General features: G+C 38.7%; 16 protein-coding genes. 10 read left to right on the forward strand and 6 right to left on the reverse strand.

Annotated features, from left to right (window positions below; translation table 11 throughout):
• Window positions 1–216: 216 nt before the first annotated feature.
• From AC1FXP_RS12800 to AC1FXP_RS12820, 5 genes are all read left to right on the forward strand, one after another.
• A complete protein-coding gene (locus AC1FXP_RS12800; RefSeq protein ID WP_480061934.1) occupies window positions 217–1,119 on the forward strand; it encodes a helix-turn-helix domain-containing protein in 903 nt (300 codons plus the stop codon).
• Between the two features lie 422 nt (window positions 1,120–1,541).
• Entirely contained in the window at window positions 1,542–2,504 is a 963-nt protein-coding gene (locus AC1FXP_RS12805) for a sugar ABC transporter substrate-binding protein (RefSeq protein WP_480061936.1), read from the forward strand.
• An 87-nt stretch (window positions 2,505–2,591) separates the two neighbouring features.
• Window positions 2,592–3,530, forward strand: coding sequence for a sugar phosphate isomerase/epimerase family protein (locus AC1FXP_RS12810; protein WP_480062063.1), 939 nt, complete (start codon window positions 2,592–2,594; stop codon window positions 3,528–3,530).
• Between the two features lie 93 nt (window positions 3,531–3,623).
• Complete coding sequence (iolG, locus tag AC1FXP_RS12815) at window positions 3,624–4,658, forward strand: bifunctional inositol 2-dehydrogenase/D-chiro-inositol 1-dehydrogenase (RefSeq protein ID WP_480061938.1); 1,035 nt, start codon at window positions 3,624–3,626, stop codon at window positions 4,656–4,658.
• A 501-nt stretch (window positions 4,659–5,159) separates the two neighbouring features.
• Window positions 5,160–6,602: a sugar porter family MFS transporter gene (locus tag AC1FXP_RS12820; RefSeq protein ID WP_480061939.1), complete on the forward strand. Its 1,443-nt coding sequence runs from the start codon at window positions 5,160–5,162 to the stop codon at window positions 6,600–6,602.
• Window positions 6,603–7,688: 1,086 nt separating this feature from the next.
• Here the strand turns inward: AC1FXP_RS12820 and AC1FXP_RS12825 are convergent.
• On the reverse strand, window positions 7,689–8,690 hold the full coding sequence (locus tag AC1FXP_RS12825) for a chitobiase/beta-hexosaminidase C-terminal domain-containing protein (protein WP_480061941.1): 1,002 nt from the start codon (window positions 8,688–8,690) through the stop codon (window positions 7,689–7,691).
• 313 nt (window positions 8,691–9,003) lie between these two features.
• Here AC1FXP_RS12825 and AC1FXP_RS12830 point away from each other — a divergent pair, with 313 nt between their 5' ends.
• The 5 genes from AC1FXP_RS12830 (at window position 9,004) to AC1FXP_RS12850 (ending at window position 17,701) form a co-directional block, all read left to right on the forward strand.
• A complete protein-coding gene (locus AC1FXP_RS12830) occupies window positions 9,004–10,410 on the forward strand; it encodes a sigma-54 interaction domain-containing protein (protein WP_480061943.1) in 1,407 nt (468 codons plus the stop codon).
• A 308-nt stretch (window positions 10,411–10,718) separates the two neighbouring features.
• Window positions 10,719–12,038: an acyclic terpene utilization AtuA family protein gene (locus AC1FXP_RS12835; RefSeq protein ID WP_480061945.1), complete on the forward strand. Its 1,320-nt coding sequence runs from the start codon at window positions 10,719–10,721 to the stop codon at window positions 12,036–12,038.
• Window positions 12,028–12,354, forward strand: a complete 327-nt coding sequence (locus AC1FXP_RS12840) for an AtuA-related protein (RefSeq protein ID WP_480061947.1) — start codon at window positions 12,028–12,030, stop codon at window positions 12,352–12,354. Before AC1FXP_RS12835 ends, AC1FXP_RS12840 begins: the two co-directional genes overlap by 11 nt.
• 62 nt (window positions 12,355–12,416) lie before the next feature.
• Window positions 12,417–13,703 (forward strand): CitMHS family transporter, encoded by a 1,287-nt coding sequence (locus AC1FXP_RS12845; protein ID WP_480061949.1) that lies wholly within the window; start codon window positions 12,417–12,419, stop codon window positions 13,701–13,703.
• A 233-nt stretch (window positions 13,704–13,936) separates the two neighbouring features.
• Window positions 13,937–17,701 (forward strand): AAA domain-containing protein, encoded by a 3,765-nt coding sequence (locus AC1FXP_RS12850; RefSeq protein ID WP_480061951.1) that lies wholly within the window; start codon window positions 13,937–13,939, stop codon window positions 17,699–17,701.
• Window positions 17,702–17,847: 146 nt separating this feature from the next.
• On the opposite strand, the gene betB is transcribed toward AC1FXP_RS12850, so the two are convergent.
• From betB to AC1FXP_RS12875, 5 genes are all read right to left on the reverse strand, one after another.
• Window positions 17,848–19,317, reverse strand: a complete 1,470-nt coding sequence (betB, locus tag AC1FXP_RS12855) for a betaine-aldehyde dehydrogenase (RefSeq protein WP_480061953.1) — start codon at window positions 19,315–19,317, stop codon at window positions 17,848–17,850.
• Between the two features lie 44 nt (window positions 19,318–19,361).
• Window positions 19,362–20,363: an NAD(P)/FAD-dependent oxidoreductase gene (locus AC1FXP_RS12860; RefSeq protein ID WP_480061955.1), complete on the reverse strand. Its 1,002-nt coding sequence runs from the start codon at window positions 20,361–20,363 to the stop codon at window positions 19,362–19,364.
• A 24-nt stretch (window positions 20,364–20,387) separates the two neighbouring features.
• A complete protein-coding gene (locus AC1FXP_RS12865; RefSeq protein ID WP_480061957.1) occupies window positions 20,388–20,747 on the reverse strand; it encodes a Rieske (2Fe-2S) protein in 360 nt (119 codons plus the stop codon).
• Window positions 20,748–20,749: 2 nt separating this feature from the next.
• Window positions 20,750–21,820, reverse strand: coding sequence for an amidohydrolase family protein (locus AC1FXP_RS12870; RefSeq protein ID WP_480061959.1), 1,071 nt, complete (start codon window positions 21,818–21,820; stop codon window positions 20,750–20,752).
• Window positions 21,821–22,319: 499 nt separating this feature from the next.
• Complete coding sequence (locus AC1FXP_RS12875; RefSeq protein WP_480061961.1) at window positions 22,320–23,075, reverse strand: AraC family transcriptional regulator; 756 nt, start codon at window positions 23,073–23,075, stop codon at window positions 22,320–22,322.
• Window positions 23,076–23,165: the final 90 nt, after the last annotated feature.

The following is a 23,165-nucleotide window of genomic DNA, read 5'->3' on the forward strand; positions in this document are numbered from 1 at the left end:
AACGTTATTATATCATATCAGATTCTAGAATAACCTGTTCAGTAAATGTATATGAAGCGAAATGAACGAATTATTCCTATTCCATTTACCTTTACAGAATGATGCTATAATGGAAATTGAACTGCTTTACAAAGTTGGGGGACTAGTTACTTCATAGAATCGTTTTATCTACAATAGAAATTTAGCCAACTAGCTTCAAATGAAGGAGGGGTCTGCTTGGTTAATTACGTTTCTGCAAAAATTGCGTTGAATAAATTTGTGCATCGAATAGAGCAAAACGGAGCTTTATTTCATGTTCATTATTGGGGAGGGATGCCAAAGCATTATAATAATTTAGTTCATAAACATTCATTTTTTGAGGCTCACTATGTTCTTGATGGTAGTGGATTTTATATGGACGATAACAAGATGTATCCACTTCAAGCGAATACATTATTTTTATCAAGACCAGAGGTGCTTCACCAGATTACCAGTGAAAAGGGAATTACAGTTGTATATGTTGCCTTTGAGTTAGTAGAATCTGAGTCGAGTGAGGAATGGATCAATATGATTGATGGTGTAAAGGGAAGCTCTCAAGTTGTCGTTAATATAAATGAGGATACAACCGTAGCGTTACTATGGAAGTCGTTACTTCTACAAGCGACAAAACTACAACAACCCTTTTATGAAGAGAACCTAACAACTCTTTCCTATTCACTCATTTCTTCATTAATACAAACCTTTGCTCCAGCATCTCTTACAAGTAATCAGAGAAGTATTCCTGATACTTCCTCTGTTGTTCTGAATCAAGTGAAATTATATATAAGAGATAATTTGACCGATTCCTTAAAATTAAAGGAAGTTTCAAAACAATTCCATATTTCTGAGCGTCATTTATCTCGATTATTTGTTACTCAATTAGGGATGAATTACTCTGACTTTATTCAGCATGAAAGGATTCAAAAGGCTGCAACCTTATTAAAAACGACTGATTTAACGATCAAGGATATTGCAGAGGAAAGCGGGTTTGTTTCCGTTCATCATTTTACCCGAGTGTTTCGAGCCATTATGCGTAACCCACCAGGGCGTTTTCGCTCTCTTTATACAAATTTGAAAAAAACGTCTTTCACGGATTACTAACTATCACTTCAACCATTCGTTTGGAGTGATAGTTTTTTTAGGTTTAACTACAACATGTCTGTTTCGGACAAAAAAATGTCTTTAAAAGGCAAATGTGCTTTTTTATCAAGTGAATGAATTCTTTATCATGATGGTTTTTAACCCCTTAATAACAGTATTTACGGTATTTAATTATGCTTTTATTTCTACACTCTATGTCATTCGAAAATGGGGATGTCCTTAATGGACAAAATCAAGTCTGTTCTAGATAAATACAATTAACGTCTTAATTCCTATAATCAAATTGTAAGAGCTAGGCTTCAATTGAAAAAATTAAATGATTCTAAAAGCATGTGAGAGAGGAGGAATTAAAAAAAGATATCAGTCGGCGGCACAAAAGTAAGCGATTACACTATGGGCACTCAATTAGGGGGAGTTAAAAAATGAAAAGAAGTTTTGTATTAATTCTCAGTTTGGTTATGTCGTTCATGCTTGCAGCTTGTGGTGGTAATGAAGGAGCTTCATCCGAAGGTGGTTCTAAATCAGGTGAAGATAAAAAAGTTATCGGGGTTTCATTACAAAATATTACTGAGTTCCGCACATACATGATTGAAGCAATGGAAGAAGAACAAGAGAATCACCCAGATTTCGAATTTATTTACTCGAATGCGGAAAATGATAGTGCGAAGCAAATGAATCAAATTGAAAACTTTATTGCTCGAGGTGTTGATGCCATTATCTTAACACCAGTAGATACTGTGGCAGCAGTTGACATTTTGGCCAAAGTGAATGAAGCAGGTATTCCTATCATTGTTGCAAATCAAACGTTCGATGGCGTAGATAAGGCAAGTGCATACGTTGGTTCGGAATCTATTGAAGCTGGAATTCTTCAAATGGAAGAGGTAGCAAAAAGGCTTGGAGGTAAAGGAAACATTGCCATTATGGAAGGTCAAATGGGTCATGAAGCCCAAATTATGAGAACGGAAGGAAATAAGCAAATCATTGAACAAAATCCTGATATGGAGATTGTATTTCAAGGTACAGGGAACTGGAATCGTGACGAAGGAATGACATTGATGGAAAACTGGATTCAATCTGGTAAAGAGATTGATGCAGTTGTTGCGAATAACGATGAAATGGCAATTGGTGCTATTTTAGCACTTGAAGCAGCTGGCAAACTTGATGAAGTTCTTGTTGCTGGTGTTGATGCAACACCTGCTGCATTACAATTTATGAAGGATGGGAAGTTAACAGTTACTGTATTCCAGGATGCTAGAGGTCAAGGTATCGAAAGTATTCGAACTGCAGTTAAGGCGGCGAATGGTGAAGAAGTAGAAACAAAGCTGGTTCCTTTTCAGCTAGTCGTTCCTGAACAAATAGATGATTATATTGCTATTTATGAGTAAGCAGTAATTAAGATGAAGTGAAAGGGATTCCATTAAGGTTCCCTTTCATCAATTTTCTTAGCATATTTTGAAATGGAGGAAAAAATGATGAAGGCTGGTTTGGTTACAGATATTCTTGGCTATATGCCATTTGAAGAAATGCTTGATACGTGTTCGGAATTAGGGTTAGAAGCACTTGAGTTAGGGTGTGGAAACTGGTCGAAAGCTCCACATGTGGATTTAGACGGTCTATTAGAAAGTGCAGAAAAACGTGCTAGATTTTTAGATGCAATACAAAGTAGAGGCCTTGAAATTGCTGCATTAAATTGCTCTGGAAATCAGTTGGAACCAACAGAAGAAGGAAAAGCTCATGCAGAAGTTGTTGATAAAACGTTTGAGCTTGCCGGTCTTTTAGGTGTTGAAACGGTTGTGATGATGTCTGGGTGCCCAAGTGGAGGACGTAATGATAAAATTCCAAACTGGATAACTCATCCAATTATTCCTCTTCACTTTGAAACATTAGAGTATCAGTGGAATGAAGTGGCATTTCCGTATTGGGAAAAGGCTGTAAAAGTGGCAAAAGATCTTGGGGTTAAGAAAATTGCTATTGAAAATCTAGGATATAACTTAGTTCATAATCCAGAAACCTTATTTAAATTAAGAAATGAAGTAGGCGATATGGTTGGAATGAACTTAGATCCAAGTCACCTTTTCTGGATGGGTGGAGATCCAATTGCGGCAGCTAGAACATTAGGAGACGCTATTTATCATGTGCATGCAAAAGATGTCCGAATTGAACGTGGAATTAATGATGCTCATGGACTCCTTGATATAAAACCAATGGAGAGCTTTTCAACTCGGTCATGGAATTATGTCGCCCTTGGATACGGGCATGATGTAGGCTACTGGAAGGAATTTTTTACAGTGGTCAAGATGACGGGTTACGAAGGACCGATTGTGATTGAAATGGAAGATCTAACTATGGAGCCTTTTACAGGTGTTAAGAAGTCTGTAGATTTATTAAGAGAAAGCTTACCGAGATTGTAATAGTAGGTTAAAAATTAAGAGAGTTTTGTCAAAAACAGAGAAGAAGAAAATACAAAAGCGGTTATTCAACTAGATTAGGGAGGAACTTTTACTATGACTTTAAGAATTGGTGTAATTGGGACAGGAGCTATTGGAAGAGATCATATCCGCCGTATTACAAATGACCTTACTGGAGGAGAAATTGTTGCTGTTACAGATGTGAATGCTGAATCAGCAAAAAATGTAGTAAGTGAGTTACATCTAAATGCCAAAATTTATGAAAATGGACATGGTGTAATCAAAGCGGATGATGTGGACGCAATTATCGTTACCTCATGGGGACCAACACATGAAGAGTTTGTTCTTGCCTCTATCGCTGCCGGCAAACCGGTATTTTGCGAAAAACCATTGGCAACAACAGCTGAAGGGTGTAAACGAATTGTAGATGCTGAAGTTGCACATGGGAAACAGCTTGTACAAGTTGGTTTCATGCGCCGTTTCGATAAAAGTTATCGTCAATTAAAGAAAGTATTTGATGAAGGAAAGGTAGGGGAGGCTTTAGTTGTGCATTGTGCACACCGAAATCCAACAGCCTCTGGTTTCAGCGGTGATATGGCAATTACCGATTCATTTGTTCATGAAATCGATGTATTACGCTGGTTATTAGAAGATGATTATGTTTCGTGTCAAGTCATTTTACCAAGGAACACACGTTTTGCAGAGAATGGTCTTCAAGACCCGCATATGATCTTGCTAGAAACGAAAAAAGGGATTCGCATCGATACGGAAGTGTTTGTGAATTGTAAATATGGTTATGACATTCAATGTCAGATTGTTGGTGAAACAGGAATCGCCAACCTACCTGAACCACAAAGCGTTCTGATGCGCAGTGAAGCTAAGCTTTCGACGGAGATTTATGTTGATTGGAAGGATCGTTTTATTGATTCCTATGATGTTGAATTGCAAGAATGGATTGATTCAACCGTTAAAGGGGAAATGAACGGTCCTTCAGCTTGGGATGGATATGTTGTTGCTGTTACTTCGGATGCGTGTGTAGAAGCGAAACATTCTGGTGGAATTGTCCCAATTGAATTACCGGAGCGCCCAGCTTTTTATGATCAAGGAAATAAAGAGGTACTAATTAAATAAGCGAAACAAGGGACGAGGGACCGTATTCTGGGATAGACTTTAAAGAAGGAAGAGAGTCTTACAGTATAATATTACCTTCCCTTTCGTTGAAGAATTTAATCGTGATACAGAACGAAAAGGAAATCAATAGTAGGGCGATTTGAACCTACTATTGATTTTACAGAGAATATCCCCTAAATGGACTATAAAAAGGACATTTTTGTATGACTTCTGTGATTTAAGGGGTTATTTTGAAGTTTGCTTATTTTAAGTCATATAAAAATCAGAGTTTTTTCTCGATTTGTGAAAGCGTTCACTCAATATAGAGATATATTGTTTACGTAATTCTAATAGTGATGATTGCGAAAAATCTTTGCTTGGTTAACATCATCTATATAAATACCATTTCGCTTAATAAAGGAAGAATTAAATTAGGAAGCTAGCATTAGATCGTTAATGTTTAGATAGAGAACTATATCATTGTAATAAATAAGGGGGGTTGAAGGAAGTTCCTTCACTTTTATGAAAAATAACAAACGATATTACATTTTATTTGTAGCAGCAGTGGCGTCTTTAGGTGGACTTCTTTTCGGTTACGATACAGCGGTTATTGCAGGGGCAGAACAGTCGATACAAGTTTATCTAGTAGATAGCTTAGGGTTAAGTTCATTCGCTCATGGTCTTACTGTATCTAGTGCATTGGTCGGGTGTATTATAGGGGCAATCATTTCTGGATTGTTGTCTAATAGAATAGGCCGACGTAATACACTCATTATAGCAGCTATATTATTTTTTCTATCAGCACTAGGCTCAGCTTACCCAGAGTTACTATTCTTCACTTTAGGTGAACCTAGCCTTGCATTGTTGATCACTTTTAATATTTATAGAATATTAGGTGGAATTGGAGTAGGATTAGCTTCAGCGATCGCACCAGTTTATATTAGTGAAATGAGTCCTCAGAATATCAGGGGGAGAATGGTCGTTTTATATAGTATGTCTGTTGTATTGGGGCAAACTGTTGTATACATTGTTAACTGGCTCATATCATTAGGTCAAACGAGAGAGTGGATCAATGAAATTGGATGGAGAATGATGTTTGCTTCAGAATTGATTCCAGCTGCATTGTTTTTCTTCCTGCTGTTATTTATTCCGGAAACACCTAGATTTATGGCTCTTAAACATGACTATGATAAAGCATATAGCTTATTAGAAAAGATCAATGGATCTAAACAAGTAGCTAGCGAAACCCTTCAACAAATCAAACATTCTATAAACACGTCAACAGAAAAAGTAAGCCTTTTCCATTATGGAAAGCTAGTTTTGTTCGTAGGTATGGCAGTGGCGATTTTCCAACAAATTATCGGTATAAATATTATTATGTATTATGCGCCGCGAATCTTTGAAAACCTTGGTGCTGATCCGTCAGCATCCATGTTGCAAACTATTTTCGTGGGAGCTATAGGGGTTGTTGTTTCATTACTAACTATAAAGCTCATTGATAGGAAAGGAAGAAAGTTCTTACTGCTTTTGGGTTCTGCAGGATGTGCAATATGTTTAATTGCAGTGGCATCCCTTTTCTTAATGGGTATCCAAGGAATTAGTACGTTGATATTCATTTTAGGGTTTGTAGCTGTATTTCAGATGAGTTGGGGACCTGTTACTTGGGTATATGTCTCGGAGGTATTCCCTAATAAGATTAGAGGTCAGGCTGTTGCAATTGCTGTCACATTAAGCTGGGGAGCTAATTTAACAGCATCATCTACATTTCCGCCGCTAAATGATGCATTAGGTACAGGATCTTTCCTTATTTACGGCCTTATTAGTACGTTAGCCTTTTTCTTTGTATTGAAATTTGTTCCAGAAACAAAGAATAAATCACTTGAAGAAATTGAAGCGACTTGGCTCGCTGGAAAAAAAAGTGAACTAGAAACAACAGATATAGCTCCTCATCAAAAGGCGAATTAGGATTGAGGAGAAATCTGAAAAATATGTAATCAAAAGATGAATGACTCAACTTTCGCACCCTGAAAGTCGTCCTTATTTTGGTCTATCTAAACTTTATGTTGAGGGCGTTCAACTTCATTTTCTTGACTAGTGTTGTTATAGGTTCCTGTCCCTCAAAATCGTTAAAACCGTGGAGGACAGGAATCTTTTTTTAAAGGAATTTGAACGAGAACGAAGGTAGTATTGGTATTTGAGAGGCAACTTGTAAGGCAAATAATGCAAAAAAAATCTAATTAGAATTAGCATCTAATTAGATCTTATCTGTTAGAACGTGCATATACTTCAGCTAAACAATAGTCTAAAATGACCGGGAAAATACATTGAAAACGATTGTATCTAATGAATTCATCTTAATACTTAATATTACGTGGTTTTTCAGGGCGTATGGGGAGGGGAGGTGTCCCAGTTTCTCTTTGAACATATCATAATGGTTGGGATAAAGCGAAAGATTTAAATTGAAGAAAAGGGAACATGACTCACTAAGTAAGAATTTTGTGAATCGTCCTGTAAGGTTTCTCTTGGTATCTATAGTTAATGGTTTTTTATATGTATTGTTGGATCCCTAGTGGTTTATCTGTTACTGATGGGAAGTTAGTTGGAAATAAAATGTAAAAGATGAAAAACATAACTTTTATCATTAATATAGAGCTTAGTTTTCCTGTGAAGAATAACTTCATCTTTGCCAAAACATGAGTTTAGATAGAGAGGCGTGACGTATTTACCGCATGAATCGTACTATCTCACCTTCTATGTTTAACAATTTTCCTTGCAGCATATGGGAACTGAAAAAAGAGGATAGGCCCAAATAGTACAATTAGCCAACCGCTCATGGCCCTTTAGGGTTTGGTCAGTAACAAAGGCTTTCAGTCGAAGAGCAATCCCCCCGTTGTCACGGGAGGGGGATTGTTGTTTTTTATCCCTAACGCTTAACCTGTGCAAACATCCAATCAATCATGTCTTGATTATCGTAAGCAGGAACCCATGAACCATGGTTATATCCTAATTCTTTAGGGTATTCAGTATAAATCGGATTGCCTCCAGCCTCTCTTATAGCTTCAATCGCATCTCTTGTATGCGCAACGGGAATAATGGCATCGTCTTCAGCATGGAATGCCCAAAAGGTTTGTCTTTTAGAATATGTGCAGTTTCTGGATTTCCTCCACCAGCAATTGGGACCATTGCAGCAAAGAGATTAGGATACTCAATATTTAAGTTGAACGTTCCATATCCACCTTGGGAGAGACCTGTTGAATAAAGGCGATTTGAATCAATGTTGTATTCTCCTAATACTTTTTGAAGAATCTCATAAGCCGTACCTAGGTCTTCAGAAAATTCAAAGACTCTAGTTAAATCTACAATGTTATCAGAATTTCTCGTGATGCCGAAGCCGCCGTCATGTTGGTTTCTTGCCTGTGGAGCAAGGACGAAAGCTGGATTTTTAGCTTGTTTTTCAGGGGCAGCCCAGATTACCGCACCATCATTGGCAGTTAGTTGCTTTTCATTGTCTGTTCCACGTTCTCCACCGCCATGTAGGAATAAAACGAGAGGGTACGAAACGGAAGAGTCGTAGTTTTCCGGAACATAAAGACGGTATGGCATATTATTATATTCAAATACTAGAAATTGATCAGCAATATCTTCTCTAGTCAAAAATTTATATGTGAATGTTACTATTTCACTATGATTATTTCCATTACTTTTACTAAGCGCCTTGCCATTCCCATTCCCATTCCCATTCCCATTCCCACGTACAGCCACGGCCTTAATTGTGACATCTTCACTTACTTCAATTGGTTCAGAGTACAAAGTGCTATTGTTCGTAGGGAGACTACCATCAGTCGTATAATAGATTTGTGTACTAGGTGTAGTAGAATCTAGCGTCACAACCTGTTCTTTGTAGTATTGACCTGATTCATGAGAGGCAACAGGTGGGGCTACGATCCCGTTATTTTGGTTACTGCTTGCCATGGTCGTCATAGTAAAGAGCAAGAAAAAAGAAACGGTTAGTAACGAACTTCCTACGAAAAATTTCAGTCTGCTATTTTTCATAATATCCCCTCCAAATTCGATTTTGATGGTTGAGAGCGTTAAAAGACGTAACACAGAAAAAACAATAAAACAGGAGTAGGAATATTTGAATTATTAAGTATTTAATCCTCCTTTTATTCTAGGTATTTTCCAAACTACTACACTATGTCAGCGTTTACATAGTGTAGTATGAGAAAATTTACTCTGTCAATATACATCTTTTAAAAAGATCAAGTGAAAAAACTAGAATTACCCTGTTAAAATAAGGGTTAGCCATTAGAAAAATATTTTTTTATGTAGTGATTAAGGATAAATTTACGAGGAGGGTTCCACAATGCCTTACGAAAACCTAAAAGACCTTTCCCTTAAAGACCAACTAGAATGGTTCAAAGCCGCCATCCATTCCATTCACGACGGGGTACTCGTAATAGACTCGGGTGAAATTGTAAGATTAATTAACCCAGAATACACCCGAATTACCGGAGTAAAACCTGAAGACATTATTGGCAAACCACTTCGGTCTGTTCGGCCGAAAGCTCAATTGGTTGAGACGTTAAAAGACGGGAAGGAACGGATCGGTGTGTATCGACAAGAAGGCAATGTTGAATATGTTGTCGATATGGCTCCTATTCTCTTAAACGGAGAAATTATTGGAGCCGTTTCGATCTGCAAAGGGTTAACAGAAGTACATAAGCTTTCAAAAGAACTAGAGAAAAACAAGCAGAAGCTTTCGCAGCTAAAAAAGCAGATGGGATCCTTGTACCAAGCAAAATACACGTTTGATCAGATTATTGGTACAGAAGGTGGGTTAAAAGAGGTTGCCTACTTAGGGAAAAAAGCGGCGGAATCTCATTTACCGGTGTTAATTATCGGGGAAAGTGGAACCGGAAAAGAACTGTTTGCTCAAGCGATTCATAATGCTAGTTCTCGTGCTGATCAGCCGTTTATTCCAGTGAATTGTGCAACGATTCCTGCATCACTAATTGAAAGTGAGCTGTTTGGCTATACGGAAGGGACTTTTACGAGTGCGAAAAAAGGGGGCAAACTAGGACTATTTGAAATAGCTAATTCAGGAACGATTTTTCTAGACGAAATTGGAGAATTATCTTACGAGTTGCAGGCAAAGCTGTTGCGTGTCTTACAGGAAAATACGATTAGAAGAGTGGGAGAAGCGAGAGAAAGACAAATAGATGTACGGGTCATTGCAGCAACGAACCGTGATCTTCAACAACTCATTGAGAAAAATCTATTTCGTGAGGATTTATTCTACCGTTTGAATGTGTTACATCTTGAAATTCTTCCGCTCAGGAAGCGAAAGCAGGATATTCCTAAGATTGTTGATTTCATTCTAAGTAAGCATGACAGTCATCTAGAAAGAGAACCCTTCTACCGGTTACATGAATCAACCCTGGCTATTCTCCAAGCTTATGACTGGGTTGGAAATGTGAGAGAATTGAAAAATACGATTGATTATGCGATTTGTATGACGGATGGGGGCGAGATTTTACCTGAACATTTACCAAGTACATTTTACAATCGCGAAATGACTGGCCCCGACAACAGGACGAATAGTTTTTCATTAAAAGAAGCCGTTGACGAGACGGAGCGAAGAGTAATAACAGAAGCTTTATCAAAGTATGGGCCAGGACTTGAAAACAAAAAAAGAGCAGCTGAAGCATTAGGAGTGTCATTAGCCACACTTTATAACAAAATGAAAAAATATAATATTGCTGATTTCTAAAAAATTAGAATTCGGCTTCAATATTTCTAACTTTTTAGAAATCTAGATCCAACCAAGGTTTTGAACTGAAAAAACGACGTTATACAAAATTCGATTTCTAAAAAATTAGAAACTATTTAGATAAAAACGCTTACATGAAGCGTTTTTTATTTTGGCACAGATGTTGCATTTTGTTAAGTAAGCACCGGTTTCAAGGAGGATAGGTGAATGAGGTTAGGTTTTTTGTTAGAAAGAAACACCATTAGAGAAAAACAGAAGAAGTTTTCACAGTAAAAAAGACTGTAGTCAGATAAATGAGGTGAATTGTTATGTTGAAAATAGGCAGTGGAGCTGGCTTTTCAGGGGATCGTCTTGAGCCAGCAGTAAAGTTAGCTCAAAAAGTAGATTTAGATTATTTAGTGTTAGAATGCTTAGCAGAACGAACGATTGCGATTGCCCAAAAAGAAAAGAAGAAGGATTCTACCAAAGGGTATGACCCATTACTGAGTGACCGAATGTATGCATTGTTACCGGTCCTCGATGAAAAACGATTTCGAATCATCACGAATATGGGGGCTGCTAACCCTACAGCAGCAGCAAAAAAAATAATCGAAATTGCGAAAGAGCTAGCTATCTCATGCAAGGTTGCTGTCGTGACCGGCGATGATGTCGTAAAGGAACTCGATACAGAGCAAGAGATTTTAGAAAATAAAAATACAGTAAAAGACTATCAAACAATCTCTGCAAATGCCTACTTAGGAGTTGAGGCCCTGCTTCCAGCATTAAAAACTGGTGCCGATATCATCATCACAGGTCGAGTAGCGGATCCATCGCTGTTTCTTGCACCAATGATTGATTACTACGGATGGGAGATAGACAATTATGAGAGGCTAGGTCAAGGAACGGTGATTGGGCACTTACTAGAATGCGCGGGACAAATTACAGGAGGATACTTCGCCGACTCAGGGATGAAGGAAGTACCGGACGTAGCTAAATTAGGATTCCCATACACCACAATTCAGGAAGATGGCACAGCAGTCATTTCTAAGACACCAGACTCTGGTGGAGTTGTGAATCTGATGACTGTGAAAGAACAATTATTATATGAAGTACATGATCCTGCTCACTATATAACTCCAGATGTTACAGCAGATTTTTCTAATGTAAAACTCATTGAAGTTGGTGAAAACGAAGTGAAGGTTTCTGGAGGGTCAGGGAAAAAGAAACCAAGCAGTTATAAGGTATCGATTGGTTATCATGCAGGCTATTTAAGTGAAGGGGAAATCTCTTATGCCGGGACAACGGCTGTTGAACGAGGGAAGATGGCTGAAGATATTTTAAAAAGACGTCTATCTAAAGAGATTCCAGATATGCGAATCGATCTAATTGGATGTACTTCGGTGCACCGAACGAGTTTTGGTACACATTACCCGTATGAGGTTAGACTCCGTGCTGCGGCGCTATGTGAAAATCAAGATCTCGCCAAACGATTAGGAAATGAAGTAGAAGCCCTTTATACGAATGGTCCTTACGGAGGCGGAGGAGCACGGAAGAAAGTTTCCGAATGTGTAGGTGTTGTATCTACGTTATTAGAAAGAGAAGTCATTGATAAACAGGTAAATGTGGAGGTGTTCCATTATGAACGGTAAGACAATTAAACTATATGAGGTTGCACATAGCAGGGCAGGGGATAAAGGAAATACCTCTAACCTATCACTTATTCCATATAAAGAAGAAGATTATCAATGGCTCGGCCAAGTTGTAACCGCCGAAAAAGTGAAAGAGCATTTAAAAGATATTATCGATGGTGAAGTCATCCGATATGATGTGTCATCGATTAAAGCATACAACTTTGTTTGCAAGAATAGTTTGCTAGGAGGGGTCACGACATCGCTTGCGTTAGATACTCATGGAAAGAGCTTAAGCAGCGCGTTGTTAGAAATGGAAGTCAATCTACCTTCTTAATTGTTAGGTAGATTATCCATAAAATGTAAGCGCTTTACAAAAAATCTTCGAGGAGGAATCATATGTTAGCGACGTTGGGGTTTTTGACGATTGCGGTGTTTTTATTTTTAATTTTAACAAAAAAGGTTTCTGTCATCGTAGCTCTAATTATTGTTCCGTTAGTATTTTCGTTAATAGGAGGCTTTGGTGCAGAGATCGGCCCTTTGATGCTTGAAGGGATTCAAAGTGTAGCCCCAACGGGAATAATGTTAGGTTTTGCAATTCTATTTTTCGGTGTCATGAACAATTCAGGTTTATTTGATCCGATCATATCTAGAGTCTTAAAAATGGTGAAAGGTGATCCATTAAAAATTGTAGTCGGAACAGCGGTTATTGCGATGGTTACACATTTGGATGGTTCAGGTGCATCAACATTTTTAATTACGATTCCAGCGCTCTTGCCATTATATGAAAAATTGAAAATGAGTCGTCTCGTATTAGCTGGGGTCGTTGCTCTAGGGGCAGGAATTATGAACATGATGCCATGGGGCGGACCGGCTGCACGAGCAGGAAGTGCGTTAGGATTAGACCCAAGCGCGATTTTTTCTCCTCTCATTCCAGCCATGATTGCAGGAATCATTTGGGTATTATTTGTTGCCTACATTCTTGGGAAAAGAGAAAGAAAACGGTTAGGTGTGCAAGATTTCGAATACAACTATCATCAGGAACTCTCCGATGAAGATCGCAAAATGCGTAGACCAAAACTATTTCTTGTTAACTTAGCGATAACGGTTTTAGCTATTGTGGCTTTAATAAAAGTATGGCTGCCCCTGCCGATTGTCTTTATGGTAGCATTTGCTGTTGCCTTACTCATTAACTATCCAAAACCTGAAGATCAACAAGAGCAAGTCAAAAGTCAGGCGCTTGGTATGGTAACAGTTGTTTCTATTATATTTGCTGCAGGAATCTTCACAGGGATTTTAGGTGGAACAGGAATGATTGAAGCGATGGCTTTAGCGATGGTTAACATTATTCCTGACGGGGTAGGCGGATCGATGGCTCTTCTAGTAGCCGTAATCAGTATGCCAATCAGTCTTCTCTTTACACCGGATGCGTATTATTTTGGAGTGCTGCCAGTCTTAAGTCAATCTGCCGAAATGTATGGGGTGGCTTCTATTGAAATGGCGCGCGCTTCTATATTGGGACAAATGACAACAGGATTCCCGCTTAGTCCATTAACGGCGGCAACGTTCCTATTAATTGGGTTAGCTAGGGTAGAGCTTGGGGATCATCAGAAGTTTATATTTAAGTGGGCGTTTGGAACGACAATTGTGATGGCGATCGTGGCTTGGGTTACGGGAGCGATTTAATTAGATAGGTAGAGTGTAGATCCCTTTGATATCAGAGGGATCTATTTTATGTGGGACGAGGGGACTAGGAAACTGAACTGCACCCCAATACTTTTCTTATTTTCGACAATTTCTTTGGTCTTTCCCCCTTGTCTTTGTTAAAATTATGTAATTACGATTAGTCGAAAAGTAAATATAATTTCCGTTTGTTTACATATAGTTTATGACATAAGACACGAAGAAAGGGGTTAAATATGAAAGATACATTGGTCCATATGCGAGATAAGTTAAATGATATTAGTAAGCGGAACCGTTCGATTCGATTGCTGAAATTATATAACAAATGGAGTTTGGATGTAACGGAATTAGACCGCAAAATTGAAGCTGGAATATCAGAAAGTGTCGTCACTAACGTTCTTATTAATTCAACAAGTGACATTCCACTTTTTACAGTAAACATAAATGACGATGATTCTTTGTTACTATCTAGAAAAGTGACGGATTTATTTCGGAATATGAAAGCCATCGAGGATGAAACAGGAGTCTATGATTTTTACTTAGGATACCCATTTATTCAAGGGACGATGGTTGATGGCACCTTTTTTCAAGCTCCCTTGTTTTTATATCCTATTCGATTAGAAAAGGATCGAGTGATTCAACAAAAATGGCTCTTAAAACACTCTGATGATGAACCGCAAATCAACCGTACGTTGTTTCTGGCATTAAGAAAGGTAAATAGCATGACCTTTTCGGAGGACTGGTTAGATGGGTTAAGTGAAATCGCAACCACTCATGATTTTACGCAATGGAAGGAATTGTTAGTAGGTGTGTTTCCAGAAATACAAGTGCAAGAAGGGGAAATTACTCGCTTAAGGGAGTTCAGGCGCGAAGAGATTCCTAACGAGGTGAACGTAACACTATTGAAGCATGCGGTGATTGGTAATTTTCCTCAAGGTGGTTCGGCGATCGTTAAAGATTACGACCAGATGATTCAATTAAATGAAGAAGACGATTTAGCGTTGGCACAGGAACTCATCGATCCGACTGATGACAACGTCGATTCCTCATTATTACCTTCTGAAGAAAATGAAAGGGACCGACTCGCTGGTTCGGTAGTTAAAGAGCAAGATAAACTTTTTTTAATGCAGACAGATGGTTCACAAGAAGAAATATTAGATGAGGCGCGTTATCAGAAAGGCTTAGTCGTGCATGGACCACCAGGAACAGGTAAGTCACAAGTGATTGTCAATCTCATTACAGATGCCCTTCATCACAAAAAGAAGGTGCTCGTTGTCTGTCAAAAGCGTGCCGCTCTTGATGTGATCTATCAACGCTTAGAAAGCCTGACTCTTGCTCAGCATAGTGCACTTATTCATGATGAAAAACATGATCGCAAGGCGCTCTATGGACAGATTGAACAGCTATTGAATCAGCCAGAATTGTTATTTAATCAAGCAGGTCAAGAGCTACAGGAATTGTCTGAGAGAATTGCTTCTCAAGAAGCATTGCTAAATTCGATTTCAACGACGTTATTTGAATACCAAGATTTTGGTTATCGATTATACGACCTTTACGGGCAGGCAAAACCGATGGAAGGTATGGCTCATTTGTTAGATGTTAGCGACATTCTACAGAAGTTCAACAAAACGGCTTTAGAGGAAACTCTTGCTGCCGTGTATACGTACGGTGAATGGTATGAACGCTTTGGAAAAGATGATTATCCACTCAAAATGAGAAAGTCATTTGCTTTCATGGAAATGAAGGATAAGTTAAATGTAGTCGAGACAATACAAGATGTACTGACAAAGGCGCAGTCATCTGTAGAGTATTTGAACACACTCAATCATGAAAAGATTACACCAGCATATACGTGGCTCGTAAATGATAAACTCGGGAAAATTTATGGAGACCTAGACCCTGAAAATAAGCGAACCCTTCAAGGTTTGCGCCTTTGGTGGTGGACGTCGTTTACAGGCAAACAAATCATTGAGGAACTATTAAACGGTCAAAAGTTTAAAGGAGTTTCTTCAACTGAATGGCTTACGATTCGCGAAGGCTTAAAAATCATGTATGAGCTTTCGAATGAGACACAAGCAATGGCGAAACAAATTGAGAAGCTAAAAACCTATATCGATGAGGACGTTGTCGATCAGATGAAACAACGAGTGTCTGAAGGCGATATTCCAATAGAAGAGCTTGATAAGATTTTGGAGTATATCCATCAAGACTTTGAAGATTTACGACAAATGGATTCTTATTTAGAAAATAGTACGGAATTAGTAAAAAGAGTCGTTGAAAAGCTGAAAGAGAAACAATTGACCGATACGTCATCATTGCCGGAAGTTTGGATAGAGCTCGTCCGAAACTCGACGTTTATTCATTGGATCGATCAAGTGGAAACGAATCATCCTGATGTGAAGAAAATCTCAACTAATGAATTTGAGCGAATTCGCGAATTGTTTGCAAAGGGGATTGATGAGAAGAGGGAAGTTGCCAAGAAATTCTTGCGCCATGAGTTAAGTGAAGCAACGCTGCATGTAAAGGCGGAGAAAGGAAGACGTGTAAAAGAACTTAACCATCAAGTGACGAAGAAAAGAAGAATCTGGCCACTACGTAAAGTGATTAAAGAATTTGCACACGATGGACTGTTGGATGTGCTGCCCGTTTGGCTAACGTCCCCAGAAACCGTTTCATCGATCTTCCCACTTGAGGAAGGATTATTTGATCTCGTCATTTTTGATGAAGCATCTCAATGTACAGTGGAAAGCAGCATTGCAGCGATTTATCGTGCAAAACAAGTGATTGTTGCAGGCGATGAGAAACAGCTTCCTCCATTTAGTATGTTCCAAAGTTCCGTGTCTGGTGACGAAGATGAAGAGGAGTACGACATCGATGATTCGCAAAGTTTATTAAACCTGGCTAAACGTCGCTTTCCAGAAAAAATCCTCCAATGGCATTATCGTTCCAAATATGAGGATTTAATTAACTTTTCAAACCATGCCTTTTATCAAGGGCAAGTGCAAATTGCACCAAATGTTGAACCATTACGAGAACCACCCGCTTTACAATGGAAGAAAGTCGATGGACTATGGGTCAATCAGTCAAATGAAATCGAAGCACAAGCAGTTGTCGAGAAAATCAAACAATTGCTAATTAAAGATCCGAATAAAACCCTTGGTGTGATCACATTCAATGCTAAACAACAAGATAAAATTTTAGATATCATTGATAAAAAAGTACAAGATGATCGAGAGTTTCAGATGCTATATAATCAAGTGATGAGCAAGGAATTAGATGAACGTATTTTTGTGAAGAATATCGAAAATGTCCAAGGGGATGAACGTGATGTGATTCTCTTTTCCATTGGTTATGCGAAAAATGAGGAAGGAAGAATCTATAATCGTTTCGGGATGTTAAATCAACAAGGCGGTGAAAATCGTTTGAATGTTGCTGTTACGCGTGCAAAAGAAGGGATTATTGTAGTTTCTAGTGTCGAACCAGAAGAATTAAATGTAGCGAGTACAGCTCATATCGGCCCAAGAATACTAAAATCTTATTTGCAATACGTAAGAGCCGTCTCGCAAATAGATCACGATCAAATCAAAGCGGTGGTTAATGATGTGAGGGACAGCTCCAATACTCGAACAAAACAGACCGATGTAAGTTTTGATTCGCCATTTGAAGAACAAGTATACAAACAGCTGCTTCATTTAGGATACAAGGTTGACACCCAAGTCGGGATGTCAGGCTATCGCATCGACTTAGCGATCATTCATCCGAACGATCCTCATCGCTATATTCTTGGAGTCGAGTGTGATGGTGCGATGTATCATAGCGCCAAAAATGCAAAAGAACGAGATGTGTACCGTCAACTCTTCCTTGAAAATCGAGGATGGACCATTGAACGGATTTGGAGCCGGAACTGGTGGAGAAATGCATCAATAGAGATCGAGCGAATTGATCAAAGGGTGAAACAATTGATGAAGGAAGAAGAGGTTAGGGAAAAGGTTAGAATTTAGTGTATAAAAAAGGGGGCCTAAAAAGGTCGCCTTTTTTAGCTAACTTTCAGCTGGTTTTTAATATACAAAAACGCAAAAAAGATCTAATTAGAATGAACACCTAATTAGGTCTTTTGTTGGGACATCCCCTTTCATAATAGCTTTACTTAAAACCAGTTAATAGGTTCTGGTTTTAAATTGTGTAAAATATGTTTTGTTTCTGTGTATTCTTCTAAACCAAGCTTCCCTAACTCACGGCCAATACCAGACTGTTTATAACCGCCCCATGGTGCATGAGGGAAGTATAGATTAAAATCGTTAATCCAAACAGTTCCCATGCGCATTTTTGCTGCGCAACGCTCGGCTTTAGCAATATCATTTGACCATACACCGCCGGCAAGACCGTAGATGGAGTCGTTAGCTAGTTGGATAGCTTCGTTTTCTGTTGTGAAAGTTTCAACTGTAATAATTGGCCCGAAAGCCTCATCTTGTACAATGTTCATGTCGGTTGTACAATCTGTGAAAATAGTTGGTAAATAAAAGAATCCATTTTGGAGTTCAGGGTCTTCTGGGCGTTTCCCGCCAACGATAACCTTCGCTCCTTCTTTTTTGCCTGTTTCAACATAATTTTCGACCTTTGCTAAATGCTCAGCAGAGATTAACGGACCCATTTGAGTCTTTTCATCAAAACCGCTGCCCAATTTAATATTCTTCACACGATCTGCTAAAGCATTGACAAATCTATCATGAATGGTTTCTTCGATAATAAGCCTTGTTCCGGCTGAGCAAATTTGTCCTGCATGAAAAAATACAGCGTTCATTGCTTGATCTATTGCCGTTTCAAAATCTGCATCAGCAAAGACGACATTAGGGTTTTTTCCGCCTAGTTCAAGGGCAATTTTTTTTACATTTACACTGGCAGATTGCATAATTTTCTTGCCGGTTTCAAGTCCTCCCGTGAAAGAAATTAAATCTACATCTTTATGATCGGATAGTTCTGCACCTATTGTATGGCCAGGGCCTAGTACGAGGTTCGCAACTCCGGCCGGTACTCCGGATTCTTCCATTAATTCGAACACTTTAATGGTCGTAAGAGGAGTTATTTCACTTGGCTTCATAATGAGAGTGTTGCCGGTCGCTAATGCGGGTGCTAGTTTCCATGATGCTTGCAATAAGGGATAGTTCCACGGTGTGATTTGCCCGCAAACACCAACAGGCTCACGTACGACCTTACTTACGGTGTTTGGTATCGGGGAATCAATCATTTCCCCGCCGTCTTTATCAGCTAACTCTGCATAATAACGAAAAACTCCGGCGATATCATCCATATCAACACGGCTTTCTTCGACTGTTTTGCCCGTATCTAAGGATTCAAGATTCGCTAATTCCTCTTTATCTCTTTCAATTAGCTCAGCAATTCTCCGAACGATTGCCCCTCGCTCCTTAGCAGGTGTGATAGCCCAGTCGCCTTGATCGAATGCTTTTCTAGCTGCGGCTATCGCAGCTTTTGCATCTAATTGATCGCCTTCTGCTACAGTCGCAATGACTTCTTGATTGAATGGGTTAATAATGTCACGTGTTTGGCCATGAATCGCATCAAGCCATTCTCCATTTATGAACATTTGTTTTGCTTTCATATAGTTTTTTTCCTCCTTCTAAAGACTGTAAATGAAAGCTGGTATTATGCGCCGCCTAGCACGCTTGTACTATGAGGAGGCTGCACTTTCACATTTGGGTCGATATAATGCTTCGCTTGGCTTATGACGATAGGGGCTTCGCCAAATCCCGATGCAATTAGTTTTACTTTACCAGCATGTGTCGCAATATCACCGGCTGCATAAATTCCTGGGATATTGGTTTCCATCTTCTCATTTACTACGATTGCATTTTTCTCAAGTTGTAATCCCCACTCTTTAATCGCGCCAATGTCTGAAAGAAAGCCATGGTTAACGATTAAAGTGTCTATTTCTAATGTCTCGGATCTATTTCCTTTCTTCTCTTTAATGACGACCTGTTTGATCAGCCCATCTTGGCCGTTTATATCGTCGATTACCATAGGGGTTTTGGTTTGGACCTTTGATTTTCTTAATAGATCTACACTGTGTTCATGTGCTCTAAACACATCTCTACGATGGACGAGTGAGACTTCATCTGCGATTGGTTCTAACATAAGCGCCCAATCGACTGCTGAGTCACCTCCGCCTGCTACACACACTTTTTTGCCTTGGAATGATTGAAGGTCCGTAACTGAGTACAACAGGTTATTTCCTTCGTATTTACCAGCCTCGGGGTGCTTAAGACGGCGAGGTTGGAAGGCGCCAGCCCCGCTAGTTATAACCACTGTTTTGGTATAGTGAACGTCTTTCGTTGTGGTTATTTTAAAAAGCTGCTCATCTAGTTTTTCAACATATTGAACGTTTTCTTCAAGGCATATGTCAGGGGCGAACTGCTTTGCTTGCTCTTCTAGTCGATTGACTAAGTCTTTTGCTAATATCTTTGGAAATCCGGCAACATCATAAATGTATTTTTCTGGATATAATGCCATTAGCTGTCCGCCGACTTGCGGGAGGCTGTCAATCACTTTAACAGACATTTCGCGCATACCTCCATAGAAGGCAGAGAATAAACCGGCAGGACCGGCTCCAATTATAATTACGTCAACTGCGTTTTTAGATTGATTCATAGAATTTCACCTTTTTTTGATTCTTTATTTGTAGACTATTACATCTTCATTTTCTACGCGTACTTTATAGTTAGGTAGTTTTTTGTTAGTGCTGGCTAACATTCTACCCTCGTCTTTAATATCGAATTCTCTGCCATGCCATGGGCAACGGATAATTTCGCCCTCACGACAGTAGTGGTAGTCTCCTGGCTTACTTTTATCAGTCGTTGCACCGCAAATCATGCCAGTATGAAGCTTAGCACCCTGGTGGGTACATTGATTTAAAAAGGCATAAAATTCACCGTCTAGCGTACGGCAAATCAAGACATTATGTTTTCCGAAAAAAGATTCCATCATTTGCCCGGGCTCTAAATCTGTTGTTTTACATACAATTTGTTCTTTCATGTTTAACCCTCCTGCGAATTCGGCAGTTTTGGATAAAACGCTTTTGCGTTCTCTGCGAAAATTTTCTTTTTTAGGTCTAGGTCCATATTCGGCAGTGCACGTGTTGGCGAGTCATAATCCCAGTGAGGGTAGTCCGTTGAAAAGCATAGTATTTCATCTGAGCCCATTTGTTCAATAAGAGACATAAACTCTTTTTTAGTAAGCTCTTCGGCTGGTTGGGTGGTAACTCGAATTTGGTCTTTGAAAATATCACTCGGTTTTCTTTTTAACCAAGGTACTTCATGACGCAGGTCACGGTATTGCTGATCCATTTTCCACATGATATGCGGTACCCAAGTAAATCCACCCTCAATCATCATGAGACCTAGATTAGGAAACTTATCAAATACCCCATTGAAAATCATATTGGTTACTTGTTTCATATGGGCCGTAGGGATTAATGTATGCCACTCAATAAAGTATCTAGGCCATTTTCCGTAATAAACAGGGGGTTCATTATGGTGCATGCCGATCATTAAATTATGTTTTTGCGCGGCTTCAAATATCGGATGATAGTATGGATCGCCCCACATAATATCATCAATCGGAAGCAAAACTTGTACCATTTTTGGGTGGGGACCGACTCTTTCAATCTCTTTAATAGCTGCGTCGCGGTCTTGGGCAGCGATATGCACGGACCCATATAAACGGTCGTCTTTTTCTAACCACTCAGCAATTTGCCAATCATTATAGGCTGTGGCTAATGCTGTTGCCATTTCATACCAACCATGCATGGATGAAGGAGACGGATCTAAGGCACTTGTTAAAATACCGTACTCATGGCCGATATCGTCCAGTAACTGTTTTTGCATAAACGGCAGATCTGATCCGGCAGGACGGCCGTCAGGAAGAATAGCGTCAGCCCGGTCTACACCTGCTACAGCCGGTTGGGTATAGGGCATATGTTTTTCTTGAATCCAATTGCAATTCGTAATGTAATGTTTAAAAGGTTCATCAAGGTATTCTAGGATATCCTTGTATTGAACACGTTCGTGTATATCTGTATCAACTATGCGAATTTGATCTTTAGCCAAAGTGCATTCCTCCAGTAAGATTAGAATAATTTTATTTTAGCAGTGCTTCAGTATATTCCCCAAAGCGGCTGAGTGGAGGTTAGTACCGGTTAGATAGCTCAGTGAAGGTCAGTGAAGCTCAGTGAACGTCAGTGACAGTTTTTTAGTTTTTTGAAATTTAAGAGTGTTTTTGCTGTAGAAGTGACCTTGAAATCATAAAAAAACACCCTTGGCATAAGGGTGGTGGTAAGTTTAAAAGGGCGAGGACTTTAAAGAGCCTTTGCCTATAGTAATTAACCTATTTTTTAGTCCGTTCATTTTTTTCTTCTTCCAGTCGATTCTTTTTGTGCTTACTTCAACCTCGTGTCTTGCTTGTCTTGTAATGTTGCTTCTTCTTAGTGACATAACCTCTTTTTTGTGGATGAAATCTGGGTTATTAAAATAAACAACATTTGCATTCCTATGAACTAGGTCCTGATTTTTAATCGAAGAGTTAACTTATAAATTCAAGCTAATTTCCCTAGGCTAATTCTCTAAACTTTTTAGGTGAATGGCTTGTGATTTTTTTGAAATTACGATTGAATGACCTAAGGTTATTATAACCGCAATTCATAGCTATCTCACTAATCGATTGATAACTATTTTTTAATAGATAACAGGCTTGGGAAGTTCGATATTGATTCAAGTATTCAGTAAAGCTCATATTTGTCATTTGTACAAAAAGTTTAGACAGGTAGGTATAATCGTATTGTAATTGTTTAGCTATAACTTTAAGCGTACAATCCTCATTATAATTCCTATCGACATAAAGGAGAATTTTATGTAATATTTCCGTTTTTGTTGAGTGTTCTACGGGAAGAAATTTAGTATTATCGACCAATGTACCGCAAATATCATACAGGAAACTTTTCTGTCTATAAATAGAGTCTAGATTATTTAAATCGAACGCTTTCCTTAAGTGAATCACATTATTTTCTGGGATATACCCCTTATATTTCATAAAAAAATCTCCAATTAATTCAGGTGAAAAGATAACGATGGAAATATTGGAATGATCCAAGGTTTTAAATTCATGCATTTGGTTATTAAAAATGAATGCGATATCATTTTTGTTCATTACATAATCTTTTTGGTCAATACTTACTAGTAATTCTCCTTCATTAATAATAATGAGTTCATAAGCTCTGTGAAAGTGAAGAGGAAAGGTGAAATTAACTAGATTAGAAGAGCGAAAGAATTCTTTTTCTTCAACTCCGTGATGTTCAAAAAAACCCACTGGCTTCGCCCCCTTAAAACAAACACTAATATTGTCTTACATTATACTATATTTTGAATAGAACTAAACTGAATTTTTCTCCTATAATGA

Source organism: Halalkalibacter sp. HAAS-P013 (assembly GCF_056619925.1).